Source organism: Sulfurovum zhangzhouensis, from assembly GCF_030347965.1.
Classification (GTDB): Bacteria; Campylobacterota; Campylobacteria; order Campylobacterales; family Sulfurovaceae; genus Sulfurovum; species Sulfurovum zhangzhouensis.
Window position 1 is genome coordinate 607,151 of record NZ_JAQIBD010000001.1, and the last position, 18,635, is coordinate 625,785.

Genomic DNA, 18,635 nt, shown 5'->3' on the forward strand with positions numbered 1-18,635 from the left:
AGACATCAGCAAATGTTAATTACTACGGACGTACAGTCTGAAATCAACCTCAAGAACTTACGCTGTTAGTTCATTATACACAACAAGAAGTATCTGGTTAGCTATAGACCTTGTATTTTCAACAGCATCTTGTCCTATTTCATGCATGGGAGTGTTGAGTGAATCTCTTAAGGAATTTAAGCGTGCTGCAAGAGTATCTGATAAAATGCCATTATCATTTAGTGTATTGATGCAAACTGATAAATCTTCCTTACTAACCCCAAACTCAGCTAGTTGTTTCTTATATCGACTCCTTATTTCCTCTTCGAAGAACGGACGCAATTCAGTGATTATATTATTATTAGTTGCTCTTTCTACAAATGCTTTAATTCTATCGAAGGCCACATCATGGTCTGATGCTGTCATGCTATCGTTATCAACAACACTAATATCGGTGCCATTAGCTGTATTTGTAAGCCTTACAGACTTAACTATCCGCCGAAATTTCTTGACTGCTTTCGAAGCCATTCCTTTGTAGTGAGTCGTTACGATAAGCTGTTTAACCTCGCGCTGCAATTCATCAAGCTTGTTGAGAATCAAGGTAATTCTTTCATTATCAAAACTTGTTACAGGATCATCAAATACTAAAATTGCTTTTGATTTCTCATCTGTCGACAGAGACATAATCTTTGCCAAGAAAATACACAACGCCAAAGCCCTTCGATCTGACTCACTGAATACAAAGTTCACCTTATCTACCGGAATAGGCTGACCTTTAAACTTGACACGCAGCTCATAAACCACCATCTTCCCTCGATTATTCGCCTCCTTAGTAATCTCAAAATCATTACTGCCAAGTTCGGTAAACAGTCTATTCACCGAATCAAAGTAACTTTCTAAATAGGCGCTTTGTGATTGCTCAAGCTGTTCTTTTCTCTGATTATAGGTAGTTTGCGTTCTTGATACTTGCTGTTGTTTTTCTCTGTACTGATGGCACAATGGTTCTAAGTCAATACGCTTGATAAGCCCCATAGTCAAATTGTAGCTCTGCACCATCTGTGCCATATCATTTCGAAGCTGCTGGGAATCAATTGAAGCTTTGAATTGATTTAACAGCCTATTAATTTCTTCACACACCTGCCAGTAAGAGTAAATGACTTGATTGTATGCCCCTACTGTTCCAAGAAGACCAGAAAAGTCTATTATCTGCATAGCTTCATACGGCATGTTATACTTCTGATTTAGAATCGGCAACCAAAAGTCCGTAGCCACCTGTATATTACTTTTCAGTGCATCATAGGCTGATAAGATCCCCTGAAATTGCTGATCAAGAGATGTGATCAAGCTGGGAAGAGCAGGATTCGCGGAAATTTCAGGTTCGAAGTAAAGGGATATCGTGTCCTTATTAGCCTGATGCAGCTGACCTATATTTTCTCTCGTGTCTTGAATTAAAAATGGCTGCCGTAGTTGATCAAGTGTCTGTTTAACTCTGTTATTAAAGTCGTCAAACTCCGTATTGAATGCCTGCTGGTAAGTGGCAATTAATCCCTTTTCATTCTCACCAAGCCCCTGCCCACAAAATGGACAAGATTCATCTTTGACAAAGCCGAGCCCCTGCGCAGCCCAGCCTTTAAACGATGCTGGATTATTAACATGGTGAGATATATGAGTTTCAAGAGTAGCAAGTGCCCCTTGATGCACGTTTTGAAGATTTGCCGCAAGTGTTGCATTTATTTTTTCGACCGTTTGGTTGTAGTCGATTTGTCTGGCAATAGAAGTGAGAACACGTCTTACCCTTATCCCATCAGCGTTTTGTATGGTAGTGGCAATCTGCTGCTCTCTCTGCTTTTGTGACGCGGCTAGAGCTTCCAAGTCTTGCTTGGATTCTGTGGGTAAGAGTGAGTTTGCATATTCTTGCGCATTGGCTATCCCACTCTGCTGTAGCTGTCTTTCTATACTAGTTAGATTACTGCGCTCGCTGCGTACTGATTCATTAAGTTCAGCCAATTGCTTATATAGAACGGTATTGGCTTCACCCAGAATGAAGCTCGTTACGCTCTCTGAGTTTTGCCGTTCTTGTTTTTGACCAGTAATGACATTCCTATGTATAAAGCTGTGATCAAACACGTATAGCTTAGAGCAATCAGGCTCCGCAACCTGCCAAGCTCCATTTTCAAAGCGCGCTACTTGATTACCCGTGCTTGTCTCAAATTGGAACTCAACCTTAGGCGGCCTAGTCGCATCATCAGGTATCGCTTTTCGGTTTAAAATTAACTCTGGGTTATTGGACTCAAGAGAATGAAGAACATCACAAAGTGTACTTTTCCCGTTCCGGTTCTCTCCATAAACAACATTTACTTTTGCCAGCTCAAATGAACTACCGCGAGCTTGACAGAAGCTTCCTATTCCCTGAATCAACTTTATTCTCTTAAGCATTTACCATTCCTACAGTCTTCTTTTAACGATAGAGATTTAAACAGATAGATTATTTAATGTCCGCTTTGGACTGCAAGCGCACAATCGTGCAATGCCGTATAACTGTTTTCAATAAACATTATATGCTAATAGCCTTGTATTTGTCGAATAAACAAACAAAGGAAATGTGTATTTATTGAAAAAATGCAAAACCTTATAAAATGTTTTTATTATGAAAGTGATCCAAAAAAAATTAGCTCAAAAAAGTTAAAAAACTAATGATTCTCTTACATGAAGTCGCTTAGAGATAGACTACCAATAGTGATATAATTTTTTATCTATCGATGACACAAAATATTGAATGGTCTTTATTATTATCTTACTAGCCATAAGTCAACCTTTATATAACGTTTAAAATAAGCAATTAAAAAAATCGCTTAGGAGTTTTTGATTAGATCCTTTGATTTATTTGCAATATTACACATTTTTTGTTGCTATCCAACCTTTTAGGTAGTGAAAAAAGATATTGACAGACTCCGTAAAACAATCAACTGTTTCTATCCATGACCATTCAGGATATTTTTGATCTTCTTTCCCAATAACGAGACTTAATGTTCTCGTATCATCATCGACTTTCTCAACCGCATTAAATAAATGTTGAGCAGAAAAGTGAATATAACCACTTAAATTATCATACACATTTTTGATCCATGGGTATTCTTTAGAAAGAGTTTCTACTAAATAGCTATCTGTCATTTTATTTCCAGCTCTATCTTTAATATTTCGGATATGTTTTCCACCAATAATTTCATGTGCAAAATCATGTGGTGAATCCACGAGCCATATTGCTGAAAATCGCATAAAAGTATCAAGTTGAACTCTTAACAAAGAACGTGCAGAAGTCATATTTTGAGCCTCTACTAATCCAATAAATCCTTCTGTATTACTCGCAGTACGTTTCATTGCACCTATTGCTATTAGATCTACTGGAAATAATTTACCATCATCAGCAGAAAGCATGAGCTTACCAAGTTGTAATAATTCTTTTTCAGTACTTTTCAAATTCGCTATTGCATCACTCAGACATTTAGAGGTTTTCTGACTCATTCTTTTCCTCTGATTTGTTGGCTTTTTTTACTCTATATTCCTTGCCATCTAAAACAAAGACTGTTTCAATACCTGCATTCATCAATTCGATTCCCAAATCAAATGGCTTGGGTTTGTCCTCAGGTAGAAACGAAGCATAAATATCTATACCACCATAAAATCTCATATGAACCATATAAATCCCATTGTCATCAGGATCTGAAAATTGATAATAAAAAATATCTCTATTTTCACCATATTCGGGTATGTCTTTTAAATCAATTGCAGCTCGATCTTTTATATATTGAACAAAAGTATTGTTACCCTCATCTTCACTATGAAGATAACCAAGAAGAACGTTTACTTTACCTTTAAAGCATTTTCCCAAATGATAATAATGAAGCCCATATGCAATATGTTCAAAACAACTTATTAGTCTTTCATGGTCTGGAGTTCCCCAAATAACTTCAAGAAAACCATTATCCCTTTTTAGGTAGTAATGTTTTCGTGATGTAAATGCTTTATCAAGTAATCTATTTGCTGTTCTTCTAATTGCACGATTAACTTTTGTAAATTTATGGAGATATCCAATTGAGTTATTACCAATTATACCGGCTAAACTAATCATTAAAAATTCATCATCTTTGCTTTTGGCACTATTATGAATTTCACAACTTGGAACGGTAATTAAATGCTTTCGATAGTTCTCTCCCTCGACATCTTTTGATTCTGGAAATAAACATTTTGGTGGAACATGCTCACTTGAAACTGCATCGCTATCACACATATAACATTTAATATTTTTTTTCAAATATTTCCTTTATTTTATACTCTAAATTTCAATCACATCTGTTACAAAATATAATTCACCAACTATCTCTTTAAGTCTCTCAAAATAATCTTTTCGCAATAATAGTTCGCATCCTTCTAATTTTGCTATATTATCATGTATATCAGTACCTAACAGATTATCTTTCCAATTTCTATACAATAAAATGGTTTCTCCTTCCTCAGTGCAGGCAGAAAGTCCGAAACTGTAGTTCTGCAACTTTAATTCTAAAAAGTCCATTAATTCACTATCAAGCCAAAGAACATATTTAGCTTCAATAGTATTGAAGATTTTAGAAAATCCTATAATTTGAAATGGGTTATCTGTGTAAAAATTATTTTCCCATATCAAACTGGAAACTGAATCAAAAAAAGGATTAAAGACTCGCTTAACTGGTACTATGCCTTGACAAGATATTTTTCCTCCAACTTTTCCTGTCTGTTCAACTAATGTTTCATTTTCAAATCTAGCAATTATTATAAAATTGTCCTCTTCCTCAATATCATAAAACCCATCATTAAGTTCAGAAGGTTTTAATCTATTTGGCCTATCAATTAAAGAGTTTTTCGTTGCAATTATTGTTTTTATATCTATTCGTATATCATTTTCAAAAACTACAGAATCTTTATAGTTTTTGAATAAATATGCGTTTACTTCCTCAAATATGAAATTCTCTATATAAATATTTGGAGTCAAAAGTTTATATACTCTATTACTGAATACTTCCATAACTGACTCTCTTCTTTTGTCTTCTTTTAACTTATTTTGTATTTCTTTTTTTACTGTATCGATATCTAGACCAATAAACTCTAAATACAAAATATATTTATTTGAATCGATATAACTTTTATAATACATCACGTATACCTATAAGAATCTCATCTGTAATATTAGTTATGTATAAATTTTCCAATAACTTAGTATGTGAGAAATCCTGTTCGAATGATTTGAAAAACTCCTTTTTCTTATTTAGGTGCAATAAGAAGACCTCTAAAATTCCTGAAATTGTAGAATGAGGGAAAAGCTGTAAGTTTTGAAAAAACCAATGTATAGGTTTTTCAAGCAAGTTCGAATTATAATCTAATAAATAATCTATCATATAAATAATTTCTTGCTGTATAACCATATCAAAGTTTTTCATTTTAGCTAATATTACAACTATTGCTATCTCATTATTATCCATAGAATCAATAGAAATTTTTTTAATATGCTTCCATTTTTTTTCTTTTTTATGAGGAATTCTAAGTGTTATATATGTAAATGCTTTTTTATACATAGCCAAAATAATATCTTTTTCAATCCCGGCATCATCAAAAGCTATAATTAGGTTTGAAGTACTTGCCCCACCTGAGCCACCATCTTGAAAAAGATTTGATAAGTGTTGTGATAAATATGATAGTGTAAGTTCTTTATTGATTGAAGCTGCCTTGGTTAATGCCTCCTTTTGGATAAACATCTCATACCAACCACTTTTTGAATATACAAATAGTTCTACAAGTAAATATACTTTGACATCATTTGAAATATCTAAACCATCAATAAATTTATACAAAATATTATAATCATCATCGTAAAACCTATACTTTATTTTTAGTATTTTGGATACGAAGTCTTTAATGTTATTGTCATCAAATTTTTCCTGTAAATGATAAAATAAAGGAATCATTATTTGAGGCTGTGCTGTGTTTTTTTCTAACAATATAATGATTTCTTCTATGGATAATTGACTAATTTGAGGAAATCCTTCATCTAGTCGTTGAACTAATGTTTTTTCTCGTGAATAAGTAAAATTATCTTTTTTCTTTTGCTTAATTTTTTTTCGAACTTTTAAATCATATTTTAGTGCTGATAATTTAGTAGTTGTTTTAATAGACAATGTCTCATGTGAATCATTTAGATCTCTTGATAAAACGTTTATAAGTGATGATTTTGCTAATTTACTGTCAATGGTAATTAAGGTATGTATATTATCAAGAAAACTTTCAATATATTGATTTTTGTTTGTAGTCGGTAATATACGATGTAAAAAGTGCAGTATGATAGGATCAATTTGCTTATTATGTATAATAAAGTCAATCAACATATACTGAAGTTTCCAGTAATATTCATGATCTAAAAGCTGAGAAATCAAATACTTAGAAGCCAGTAAATAATCAATTTTTAATAATTCCCTAAACCAGTGAATAATGAGCCATCTTATAGTTTTACCATCTTCAGTATGCCTCTCGACAGCTTCATTCAAATATTTTAATTTTTTTCCATACTTAATCGCTTGTTTTGGAGAAAGCTTGTTTATAGTTAAAAGTGGTTCAATGATTTCCGATAAAGTATTATCCTTTCTAAAGGTATATGCGGTCATCAAAATAGCAGCATGATAAAGTTCACTTTTTGATTCGTCCGTTTTTTTAAGTTTAGAATATAATATTGATTTTTTCAATGCATATGTTAAATGTTCACTGTAATAATCACTATCTACATCATCAATCTCTTCAATGGAAGATAACATAAACTTAATATTAATTTCATTTACTATATTCTCAATGTTTGCTAAATAATTAAAAGGTAATGAATTTAAACATTTAATTATTTTTTTCCAGCTCTTAGATGACAATATATATTTTAATGGTCTTTCTATACTTTTTTGAATAGCATATCTTCCTTGGTGATTGAAATCTATTGCTCGAGGAGTTCCTTTATATGGCTCTGTATCAGATGCTAAAAATTTATAATTTCCTACAATACGTTTTTCTATCTTTGAACTACTGTGTAATTTTCCACTGTTGATCTCATCTTCAATTAAATAATTTGTAATAGTAAATTTTAACCAGTTAAAAAAGAAATTTTTCGATGGTATTGTCCCTTCAAAATCTCTTAAACTGTCACAATCATAAAGAGCATATTGCTCAACCAAATGAATAAAATCTTCTAAATCTTCTGCATGGATATACCCATCTACAAAATCTAAGTTTAAAGGATGCAAGGTGGGTTTTGTTTCAAGCTTAACATTTAACCTAGAGGCACAATTTGTATCATCTAATATACTGTTAATTTTGTTGCCAAAGCGATTTTGTTGTTTATTTGGAATAGCATCAAAAAATTCCAGGATCTTTTCATATCCAAGATTATTATAGGTTTCTGTTATGAATATTTGAAAAAATGAATAGTTACGTGAGGACAACAAAAGTTTAAACTTTTTTTTACAAAACGCATCAAACTTATTTATAGCAATTAAATATGTTAAAAAATATTTAAAGTTGTCTAAAACAGGCTCTTTTTTAAAATAATCGTTTAATAAATTCCAATTAGGAGTAAATCCATTGTTTTGGGAGATATAAAAGCCTTTAGCAATGAGTGTATCGTCAAAATTTTTATGACCATCATAATAAAGCATTTGGTTAGCATACTCAAAACCATGTACTAGTCCAACTGCCTCATAATATAAATCAAAATGTTCTAATTGTTCACTATAGTAATCAGAAGAAAGTGTACTATAAAAAGCTCTATTGAACTCACTAAGAAATATAAATAATTCCCAGTCTTGAGTATTCTTTGCTGTAAGTAAAAAATATTGATAATTTATTTTAATTGCATTTTCTGCATACCCATAAAAGATACTTTGAGCCAAAAAATCATTGGTAGCATACTTTTTAATCGCATCATAATTTTTGACCTTAAGATAGTATGCCAACAAGTTTCTATAAGATTTTTGATTCTGATAAAAGCCTTTGTCAACTAACCAATCAATAATTTCTTTGTATATAGACAATAAATCTTCTTCTGAAAGCTTTTCAAACACATATCTTCTAAAACTATCATGATAAAGTTTGATACCACCTCTAGAGTAATTTTCATTTAAAACCGGAGCTAAGGTTTTTATATCATCACCAAAATGACCTGATCTTGGAATAATACTTTTCAACTCATCTCGATTAACTCGGAAATCTAAACAAGCTAGTGTTTCAGATGTGAGATTATTACTAATTAATCCGGTTAAATAATCATAGTACGTCTTTAGGTTAAAATCATATTCAGGCAGAGCATTAATAAATTCTATTGTTAAAGAACTTTCTTCTTGAATCATTTTTAACAAATAAGTTAAATATAATGGATTTCTATTAGATTTATCATATAGCAATAAAGATAACTTTTTCTCTGATAATTCAATATTTTCAACGCTAAAGGACTTCATCAAGGTTTCAATTTCAGACTCTGACCATTTTGCTATTTCATGTTTGATATATTTGTGATCTGAGATGAGTTCATCAATTTCAACAATTGATTGAGACCCCAATATGATTGAAACATTTTCAGTAGACTCAATTTGTTTAATAAACTCGATAATTTGTGTCTGGTCTATTGCCAAACCTATTGAAGACTCTAAAACTCTGTCTATATGATCAAGCCCATCAATTATTATGATGGTACTATCTTCGATTCTTGACAATAATAAATTAAGCTCATTAAGATCAGATGCAAACAATTTATCCTTGTATTTTTGTAAATGAGGGAAGTGATCAATGATATCAGCTATTAAGTTACCAAAAAAGACATCGGACTTAATTCTTTCAAGTCTAAGATCATCATCTGTTCCTGTAAAACAGTAGTGTCGAATAACGTTAACGTTTTGTGCTGTTGCATATTCCATAAAGTTTGTCAGAAACCAAGACTTACCACTCCCTGGATCACCCACAACTGCGGTTTTATTATTAGTGATAACTTCTCTATAGAATTGTTCTAGCTTTGTGTCATCAATAAGATTTTTTGCAGAATCAATTTCAAACTTTTGTTCAATTCTTCCAAAATCTGTTTTAACTCGCAGGTCGTCCAAAATATTTTTTACAGTTATACCGGCTATTTCTCTAGATCTATAACCATTTATTTTCTTTGCAAAGATCTCTATAAAATCATCAATTCTACCTTCATTTGGATATTGACCAATTCCAAGTTTTTCTATCTGTTTAGAAACAATTAATTTTAATTTTTCTTCTTTTGGAAAATCAAGTTCAATCACTAATGAGTCACAAAAAAGTTTAAACTCTTTTCGATCTACCTTCTCACTTTTTACATAACGTTTTAAACTATCCCAGCGATTAAACTTTTGTGGAGAAACTTCCCAAACCTTTTCCAAATCAAGATGATATAGTTTTGTTGTATAACCTTCAAAAGAACTTTTTGATGAAGAAGGTTTAAGTGAGTTTCTTATTGTTTCCTCAGTGGGTTCTCCCCACGCAAGACATAATCTAAATTCACTATTACTTGTGTTAAGTTTCTTCCAACTTTCAAATAATTTAAAAATAGCTAATTTATAATTACTATCGTTTGATAGATCATCTTTTATGAGTTCCTTTGATGTATCTTCATTGCTATATTTAATTTGTTTTCGTTGAATACCATTGGAGTTTTGAATAGTCAGATCATCAAATCGATCGTCTGGATAATGTTTTTTATCAATATCAAATGAGGAGTTTAAATTATTGCTCAAAATCTCTTTAAGTATAAAATATGCTGTTAAAAGATCTTGATACTCATACCCCTGATGTGCGCTAGTTAATCCCAATTTATACTCTTCCTCGCTTATTAATTATTATAACTAAAATTAGATAATCTTAGTAAGTTTTGGAAATACAGAAATCGAATCATTACAATTTAATTGCTTTTATTCATAAAATATTATATACTAAGCAAAAGGTGATGATAGTTTACCTGTTTGCCCGAAAACAAAACCTTCATATCTGTAGATAATGGAATAACTATCTCTATTAAAAATATTTTACATTTACTTGACTAATTAATATTGTTGAACTCGGGATATATCAATATTTGAATTAGCAAAGGATAAAATGTGAAAGATATAACTTCCCCAAATTTTAGCTTAGAATTACACCATCATGAACTACTTCAATGGGTAACTAACTACCTCAATAAATTTAAAACGAAAGCTCACCAAAACAAAATTAAGAACAACAGTAAACATAGCTTAGAACTTGAAAAATTAGCTATAGAACGAAACTTCAAAAACTATGCCGACTTATCAGGATTTATTTCTGAAGTCCAACAAAATATTAAAGAATCTAGAACCGGTTTAGAATATCAGACATGCCTCAACAGGGATTATGATTTGACAAAAGATATTTACTATATTTTTTCAGCTTATGCCACTATTGATTACGAATTTTGGCTAGAAGACTGGGGTCCACCAGTGCGAACTTCTACTATTGAAAAATACACTATCTGGGTCAACTTCGATGAAGTATCTGGTAAAGAAATACGTTCTATACGACCTGTTAATTATGAATACATTAATGCTATTAAAACTGTATATGAAGACAAGGAAAGAATCATTGTCTTAAACACTATAGATGAAGTTTTTCAGTGGATGTGGAAATGGCGAGGCTATGCAATTATTGAAAAATCTTTTCATCAAGAACTGATAAAGAAGTTTCCATCGTTAAAAAAACATTTAATGTAATCATTTGGTATTAAGCAATGAATATGTCATATCGAATTCGAACAGCTAGAAAAACTCATAAAAATGGCCATATCTCTAATTTCTATTTTATTTGTAAACCAAATATACCAGACTTTTATTCAAGCCTCTTTATCGCTAACCGTTCTAAGAATTCTTTACAATATGGAAAACGTGTTGGATACATTCTTATTAAGTTCTTCAACTTCTTACAAGATAGAGGTGTTGAATATTGGAATGCCACAGATGAGGATGTGAAGGCTTACATGCTTTATATCATCAACTTTAACACAAATACTGGCGAGATTTCCGGGGAACCAAGTATGGGCTACGAAAGTATCATTAGGCATAAACAGACGATTGTTAGATTTTATAAGTTCCTATGGCAGTTTTCTGATCATAGTGTCCTACAGATTAATAGCTGGGAAGAAGGCAAACTGCTAGAGTACAAGACTGCTTTGAGATTGAAATGGAATGCCGTTGAATCAATTTCCGATGCGACCATCGATTTATTTTTGACCAAGTTCAAAACAACTGATAAAGAATACATTATGGAATACACGGATTATGAGATTCAGGCGATTTACTCTAACTTTACCAACTATCGAAATCGTTCGATCTTCTTGCTTACTCTACATGGTCTGAGGATTGATGAAGTCCTTTCTGTTAAAATGAGAGACTACAATCCCACAGAAGGTACGGTGAAACCAAGCCGGTCAAAAGGTACAGGGCGAGGTAGAAAACGAACGATAGCGATTGGTGATCAGACTGCATCAGTGATCGAAAACTACATCCACCATGAACGAAATACTGCCGAATTAAAAGCCAATAAATCGAATGATGCCTTGTTTGTCAATACCCGTAATATCGAAGGTGAAGTGGCATTTACAGAATATGCAGCTGCATCTTTCAGAAGTGCATTGAAAACAGCTGCAAAAAAAGCAGGCATTGAAGGTAATGTAAGAACGCATTCAGGCCGTTCGAACAAAGCCACAAAACTCGTTAAAGCGATGGTAAGCGGAGACTTGAATCTGACTGATGAGACTATCCGGCATATCATGGGGTGGAAGACAATTGATTCTATCAAACCATATGTAGATCACGCTAGTGCTGAGATTGCACAAGAGTTTGCCAAGGAACATGCCAAAGATCTGAATAGACGCTTGTTGGAGCTGCAAGGAAAACTTGATGGTTGAGTATCTCTATCATAGAAAAAAAGGTAACTATATAGTAATCGATGGCGAGAGATTTCGCAGTATTAAAAGCAAGATGAGTTATCTCAAGGCCGTTTCGCTCCATCCTCACGACTGGCATTTATTTCTCAAATACTTGTCTGAAAAGCATTTGACATTACTGGATATAGGGGAACATGTTTTTGGAGAGGGACGTAGTGATACTTTGGAAAAAGCAATCTGGACGATGCTAGAGATAGCACTAGAAAAACATTCGACACTCGTTCAGGAATATCTTGAGTCACATGTCCACAAGTGCTTCAGAAGATATTGGATTCATCGGTATGCATTTTTTGAATACCATGGGTTCAATATGAAAAAGGATGGGTTTTTAAGACGTAAGCTCGATCGCGGAATAGACTCTCTTGAGCTTAATATGCGTAACCAGATTGAACATGTATTGTATTTAGGTAAAACCAATAAAACACTTCCATTGAGAATATTCTCCTTGAACAAATCTGTTGCTGAAATAAATTATATGGATCAGGGCTGGACAAAGATAACACTTGACCATCAACAGTCCTTTGTGATACATAAAGACATTACAAGCTCGATGGAGTTAATTGATTCAATCAAGAAGGCACTATTAGAAAAGAGGACTTTAAAGAAACTAGCTAGTAGTAACAATATTTCTGAATCAACGGTAATTATGTACACGCTTGCTGTATACCAAGAGTTATTCATTAAAGTGCTGAAAAAGGAGTTAAGACGGCAGATGCTTAACAATGAGGAGATCTCTCTAGGAAAGGCTTTACGGATTCATATTAATCAGGAATCAAACCTATTGCACAAATTAAATAAGATAGAGACAGAACTTTATAATCGTTTAGTTGCATTGGCATCAAAATATCAGTGTTTACAGGTAAAAATATACAATGTGCTAAATAAGATTCAAACCTCAAAAATACTCAAATCATATCGTCTGGGATATATCCAAAATTACAAGTGGAGGAGTTTTACTATCGAACTAAATGATCTAGCAAAAGACTCCATCAGCAGTGACTTGAAGGCTTGGGCAATGCACTGTGCAGAACGAAGAAAGGCTACTAATACTGTACAAATGACAATTAAGTTTTTCAAGTATGTAAAGGCCACTTCAAAACGCTTTAACATCACTACTACAGGTATTTTGGAAAGTGATATATCCATATGGTTAAACACATTTAACAAGCCTCAAACAGTCCGCTCAGCGAAGGGAAATATCTCTTCGTTTTATAAATATCTATCCAACCAAGCAACGATTAATGATAAGGGTAAGGCAGGATCTCTTAAAAAAATTCAGAAGATGATTGCTAAAGATTTTTCAGTCAAAGGCGATGAGCCGGAGAATCCTACTATGCCATTGCCTGAAGAGGTGTATCTTAATATCCGCTTGTATCTAGATGAGCTTGAACCGGAAATAAAAAATGCTTTCCTCATTATTTCTGCAACTGGATGCCGCCCTTCGGAGATCGAGTATATCGAGGTTGATTCGTTAATATATGACAAGAATATGGAATGCTATATTTTAAAAATTTATGCGAACAAACAAGCTAAGACATATGCAAAAAAAGGAAAAAAACCTATTAGAAAAGTACCTATATATGACAAAGAAGTCCTTCAGGCATTTCATGATCAGGTAAGCTTGAGCGAAGAAGCAAGAGTGGAGTCTAGAAGCGATGCAATATTCATCAGACGTAATCACAACAGGGTCCATCAGATAAAGTTCCACATCCCTAGTACAAAAGAACTCGTACGAGACATCAATGCGCTAATAGCCAAATACAAGATTAAAGCAGACCTTGATGATGAATTGTGGAAATATGCGCCATATCAGATGCGTTCAATGATCGCAACAACAATGGTTGAAAAAGGCCATGCCCCCGAAGAAATAAAAGCATTTTTTGGTTGGATGACGATCCATACTCCTGAGAAAGCTTATGCTTATATCCGAGAACGCAAGATGGAAGAGCTCAATACCGACCTATTTAAAAAACACTTTAAGCTATCACTTGATGAAGAGCGCCTTCGCACCTATACCAGAGAGGAAAAAGAACAGCTATTCGTGGAATTATATGTCCATAAGCGTAAAATGGAATATGGCGAATGCATACGTCATCCCATTATGGGTGAATGCGGAAAACTACAGACTGCCGAGAGTTGCGCTAGCTGTGCCAGAATGATCACGGATATACCATATCTGAACACATGGATCAAGTTTCGCGATAATCAAAAAGAGATACTCGACACAATGACTGCTGCCTTGGATAAAGAAGGTATATCAAAAGAGGAGTATTCATCATGGGCAGAATATGTCATACAAAAACACCGTCTGGATTCATACCAAAGTCTTGTCGATGAACTGACAGACGAAAAGGAGCGAAGATGTCAGCATTAGAATCAAATGCATATGTTTGGAAAGTAACATTTCAAAAGCTCCTGAACGAACAGTCCAACAATGAAAAAAAAGCGGAAAAGGAACTCATACCAACACTCGCAAAATTCTCATCTTCAAAGTTTGATAGCGATTCATGGATACTTGATAAACGCTCTAACAAATCCCACCCAGACATCATAGCTTTTCATCAGTTTGCAAAGATGGGCACAAATGGAAAACATTTGGTCAAGCTCTTTACTATAGCAGGGTTAAACCGTGGAAGTGGGAAAAACTTGTCAAAAAATCTTTCGAGCTATTTCAAGTTCCTAAATGAAAACAAACTCAACCTACATCAGATAAACAAATCATTATTTGCTAAATATACCTATTGGCTTGACCAACAACTTAACGACCAAAACAAGCCTATATCGGATGCATATAAGCATAAGCTACTCGATAGTGCTTTGCAGTTTCATATACTAATGAACGGTCATTCTTTCATGGCTCATATCGATGGTGTGGAAGCCATAGAAAACCCTTATGATCGCAATACTAAGAATAGTAAATACAAAGTCATAGATGACGATGTGCTTGAGAAGCTAGATAAACATTTTGATACCGAAGAATCCCCTCTACACATTAGGGTTGCTTACTGGATCATGAGAATGTTTGCTACAAGACCAGAAGACACATTGAACTATCCGCTTGATTGCGTAAAAAAACTAACAGATAACATGGCCACAATTAAGCATGCGATTGTCAAGAACTCGGCTAATAGAGGCGAAATTGAGTATAAGATCGGTTTTTTGAACCTGCAAGAACCGATGCAGAAAATGTTATTTGAGCTGATAGGGAAGCAACAAGATGCAAGCAAGAAACTGCAATGGCTCACAACTAAAAAAAGCTTTCTGTTCACCTACAATTCTTTTGATGCTACTAATAAAATATGTGTCCTTTCAAGACAAGTCTTATCTAGGTATTTCAATAATATTCAAAAACATATGAATATTCCAGATTTAATAATAGCTGTACCACGAGATTTCAAAAAAACAGGCATCACAATGCGTATGGAATCAGGATGGACATCTCCTCAACTAAAACAATTTTCCAACCATCGTACATTCAGTTCCATAGATGCCTACTCCGCTCCATCGGAAAGTTTTATGATTACGGAACAAAAGAAGTTACTGGAGGCAAATGGGGATATCAAAGGCCGCTTTGTATTTAATGGAAAGATCGTGAACGGTATAGGTGACAAATACGAAGCAAACTTACTAGAAAACCCAAGAGCCCACAAAATTGCTAATCTTGGATACTGCCCCGATATTGCAGGCTGTGGAAATCACTTAGAATGCTTGGACTGTTCAGACTTGATTCCTGATGCAGATCTTGAAGGCTATTATCTTGATCAAGTAGACAGATACTTGAAAATAGCAGAGAAGCAATACGAGATGGAGGACAAGACAAATGCTAGAGACTCTCATCACAGAGCAGCTCTCTTTGCTTCGCTATATAACAAAATACAATCCAGAAAGGAATTATGATGGCAAAAAGAGGAAATCCTAACCTAAATAAAAATGCACTAGAAAGAAGGAAAAGAACGGAAAGTCTGATACGCCAAGCTGTTAAATCGCTAGAGGCAAACCATGAAATCAAAAGTATTCCTTCTGTTAGTGCTAGAACAAAAGAGCTTGACACTAATAGCAAAGGTGTAAGCGAAGCTTCATTTAGAAACAAGAACCTTGAACATATCCAGTCGCTTATGATTGAATTGCGTATTGGTAAATTCGAAGCCATTACAGTGGGAGATTCAGAAAGTGATGCCGAACTAGCTGATCAAGTCCTTCAGTTGAAAAAAGAACTCAAAAAGAAAAATGAAGAAATAAAGAAATTAAAACAGGATAAAAAGAAACAGAGTGTAACAATAGATATCATAACTATTGAAAATGAAGAGTTAAGAGCAGTTAACTATGAAATGGAAATGAAATCAAAAATGAAGCTGTATTTTAATGAGGTCAATAATAGAAATTAGGGAGTAATTTTTGAGAAAAGAATTGCACTATTTAATAGTACAATTCAATCCCTTATATAGCGTAATTTAATGTATTATAATTATGCTTGAGCCACTGCGTCTTTAAGTGTTTTACCGATTTTGAATTTCGGTGCAGTGTGCGCAGCTTTTTTATAAGTTTTGTTTGTACCAGGTACTGTACCAGATTTTTCAGCTACTTCTACTGTTGAGAACGTTCCGAAACCAACAAGTGATACGCTATCTTTCTTTACTAGTGCTTCTGTTACAGATTCGATAAAAGCTTTTACAGCTCTCTCTGCTGCAGCTTTACTTTCAAATTCACCATTTTTTTGTACCATTTCTACAAATTCAGCTTTTGTCATACTTCTTCCTTTATTTTTAAGATGTGAAATCATTATATCACATTTTATTCTTAAATATTGCTAAATAAATCTCAAAAATGCCCTAAATTAGGGTCTCACAGAGCATTTTAGTTCATTTTTCATCGTAAAAAAAAACTTTTTTGATAAAAAGCTATTAAAAGTTATTAATATTTTATTTTATATTAGTAGTTTAAAAATATTAATATAAGAGTCATATGAGAGTTTAATTACTGGTATAAATAGATATCTGAAAACAAAATACAAGTAGTAATTCAATGAGGTATTAAAATAAACTAAAAATTACTTGAAGACAACACTTCTATTTCTTCCATTAGTTTTTGCCTCATAAAGAGCTTTATCTGCTTGTTCTATTGCTGTTTCAATATTATATTGTTCTTCTAGATTTACCATACCAGCAGATATCGTTACCCTAATATATTCGTCATTATGATCGTGAGTCTGATAATTTTCTATTCCGGTCCGAATACGCTCTATAATAGAAAAAGCCGTATCGATATTCGTATGTGGCATCATAATTAAAAATTCTTCACCACCATATCTATAGATGCTATCATAAGGACGTAAGTGTTGTAGAATATAACTCGCTAAATTTGAAAGAACCAAGTCACCTGTAGGGTGTCCATAATTATCGTTGACTTGTTTAAAATGGTCTATATCTACTATAGCAATTACAGTTGTTTCCAGATGTCGTTTTATAAACGTCATCTGTTTACGTAAATCGCTCAGCATGCTAACCCGGTTCTTCACACCGGTAAGAGGATCACGGTTATATAGAGTCTCTTCAAGTTCATATTTTAAGGCCTGAAGGTTTAATCTTAATCGTTCGACAGAGTTGGAAAAATTATCATAATCTATAGGTAAAATAATCTCTTCAACTGATGCCGCGAGTAATAGTTTTCTTGCTAAATTATGGGTTAGTTTATGTTCTTCTCTTATAGATATAAAGGTCATATTCTTCTTAATCTCTTTATTATCACAAGAATAATACCATTGTCCAAACGGACATTGATGATGGGCATCTTCGTGTATGTCACGTTCATCGAACGGCAATCTGCATACTATAGAACGTATTAAGTTTTGGTACCAATGCCCATGGTTATAAATTGCCTGATCTATTTCACGAATAATAGCTTGTAGTTTCTCTCTGTCTATACGGTACATCTTCCCCTCTCCATCATGTGTATGTATTGATATAATATGTATGCTTATACTATCATATTTACTTATAATATATTGCTTTACTTTGGGAAAATGTAATTATAATTAAATTGCATCTATCTGATTAAATCATTTTTTGAGAAAGATATATGTATATTAAAGGCTAATACTAATTTATTTTATTAGATAAAACTGTAATTTAAATTTTCAAATAGATAATGAAGTTATAGAAGTATTAATGAATGGTGCGATCGGAGGGATTTGAACCCTCACACCACGAAGGCACTACCCCCTCAAGATAGCGTGTCTACCGTTCCACCACGATCGCATATTTGAATGTGGACGGGATTATACCCGTCCGAAACTTAAGGCTAGCTAAAGCTTCCTATTATAGGAATGGGTTAGCGTAAAGAGCGATAAGTGCAATTACAAGTGTATAGATAACTTGTGCTTCGATCATTGCAAGAGCAATGAACATTGTAGTCATTAGTTTACCACCAAGACCTGGGTTTCTAGCTGTACCAGCGATTGTTGCAGCAGCAGTGTGACCCATACCGATAGCACCACCAAGAGCAGCAAGACCAAGACCAACACCAGCAGCGATTACTGAGTAAGCTTGGATCATAGTTTCACCTTCACCTGCAAATGCAGCTGCACCAAGAGCCATGAAAAGTACAAAAATCTTTTTCATTATATTTC

At 33.4% G+C, this 18,635-nt stretch carries 13 protein-coding genes and 1 tRNA gene; 5 read left to right on the top strand and 9 right to left on the bottom strand.

What is annotated here, in order from left to right; all coding sequences use genetic code 11:
* Positions 1-57: 57 nt before the first annotated feature.
* The 5 genes from PGH07_RS03325 to PGH07_RS03345 all read right to left on the bottom strand — a co-directional run bounded on the left by PGH07_RS03325 (position 58) and on the right by PGH07_RS03345 (position 9,866).
* Positions 58-2,415, bottom strand: a complete 2,358-nt coding sequence (locus tag PGH07_RS03325) for an AAA family ATPase (RefSeq protein ID WP_289412521.1) — start codon at positions 2,413-2,415, stop codon at positions 58-60.
* A 456-nt stretch (positions 2,416-2,871) separates the two neighbouring features.
* The gene (locus PGH07_RS03330; protein WP_289412523.1) at positions 2,872-3,501 is read right to left on the bottom strand and encodes a hypothetical protein; all 630 of its coding nucleotides are present in this window, start codon (positions 3,499-3,501) and stop codon (positions 2,872-2,874) included.
* Positions 3,482-4,291, bottom strand: coding sequence for a hypothetical protein (locus PGH07_RS03335; RefSeq protein ID WP_289412524.1), 810 nt, complete (start codon positions 4,289-4,291; stop codon positions 3,482-3,484). Before PGH07_RS03335 ends, PGH07_RS03330 begins: the two co-directional genes overlap by 20 nt.
* A gap of 21 nt (positions 4,292-4,312) precedes the next feature.
* Entirely contained in the window at positions 4,313-5,167 is an 855-nt protein-coding gene (locus tag PGH07_RS03340; RefSeq protein ID WP_289412525.1) for a hypothetical protein, read from the bottom strand.
* Positions 5,157-9,866 carry a P-loop domain-containing protein gene (locus PGH07_RS03345; protein WP_289412526.1) on the bottom strand — a complete coding sequence of 1,570 codons (4,710 nt, stop codon included), beginning with the start codon at positions 9,864-9,866 and terminating at the stop codon, positions 5,157-5,159. Before PGH07_RS03345 ends, PGH07_RS03340 begins: the two co-directional genes overlap by 11 nt.
* A gap of 285 nt (positions 9,867-10,151) precedes the next feature.
* Here PGH07_RS03345 and PGH07_RS03350 point away from each other — a divergent pair, with 285 nt between their 5' ends.
* From PGH07_RS03350 to PGH07_RS03370, 5 genes are read left to right on the top strand one after another with little or no spacing between them, the layout of a single operon-like run.
* Positions 10,152-10,778 carry a hypothetical protein gene (locus tag PGH07_RS03350; RefSeq protein ID WP_289412527.1) on the top strand — a complete coding sequence of 209 codons (627 nt, stop codon included), beginning with the start codon at positions 10,152-10,154 and terminating at the stop codon, positions 10,776-10,778.
* Positions 10,779-10,801: 23 nt separating this feature from the next.
* The gene (locus PGH07_RS03355; protein WP_289412528.1) at positions 10,802-11,971 is read left to right on the top strand and encodes a tyrosine-type recombinase/integrase; all 1,170 of its coding nucleotides are present in this window, start codon (positions 10,802-10,804) and stop codon (positions 11,969-11,971) included.
* Positions 11,964-14,384 carry a tyrosine-type recombinase/integrase gene (locus PGH07_RS03360; RefSeq protein ID WP_289412529.1) on the top strand — a complete coding sequence of 807 codons (2,421 nt, stop codon included), beginning with the start codon at positions 11,964-11,966 and terminating at the stop codon, positions 14,382-14,384. Before PGH07_RS03355 ends, PGH07_RS03360 begins: the two co-directional genes overlap by 8 nt.
* Positions 14,372-15,907, top strand: coding sequence for a hypothetical protein (locus PGH07_RS03365; protein ID WP_289412530.1), 1,536 nt, complete (start codon positions 14,372-14,374; stop codon positions 15,905-15,907). The genes PGH07_RS03360 and PGH07_RS03365 overlap by 13 nt, the downstream gene beginning before the upstream one ends.
* On the top strand, positions 15,907-16,395 hold the full coding sequence (locus PGH07_RS03370) for a hypothetical protein (protein ID WP_289412531.1): 489 nt from the start codon (positions 15,907-15,909) through the stop codon (positions 16,393-16,395). Before PGH07_RS03365 ends, PGH07_RS03370 begins: the two co-directional genes overlap by 1 nt.
* Positions 16,396-16,475: 80 nt before the next feature.
* On the opposite strand, the gene PGH07_RS03375 is transcribed toward PGH07_RS03370, so the two are convergent.
* From PGH07_RS03375 to PGH07_RS03390, 4 genes are all read right to left on the bottom strand, one after another.
* Positions 16,476-16,757: an HU family DNA-binding protein gene (locus PGH07_RS03375; RefSeq protein WP_289412532.1), complete on the bottom strand. Its 282-nt coding sequence runs from the start codon at positions 16,755-16,757 to the stop codon at positions 16,476-16,478.
* A 300-nt stretch (positions 16,758-17,057) separates the two neighbouring features.
* Complete coding sequence (locus PGH07_RS03380) at positions 17,058-17,939, bottom strand: diguanylate cyclase (RefSeq protein WP_289412534.1); 882 nt, start codon at positions 17,937-17,939, stop codon at positions 17,058-17,060.
* A 240-nt stretch (positions 17,940-18,179) separates the two neighbouring features.
* Positions 18,180-18,264: transfer RNA gene (locus PGH07_RS03385), tRNA-Leu, on the bottom strand.
* A 60-nt stretch (positions 18,265-18,324) separates the two neighbouring features.
* Positions 18,325-18,627 (bottom strand): F0F1 ATP synthase subunit C, encoded by a 303-nt coding sequence (locus PGH07_RS03390; protein WP_289412535.1) that lies wholly within the window; start codon positions 18,625-18,627, stop codon positions 18,325-18,327.
* Positions 18,628-18,635: the final 8 nt, after the last annotated feature.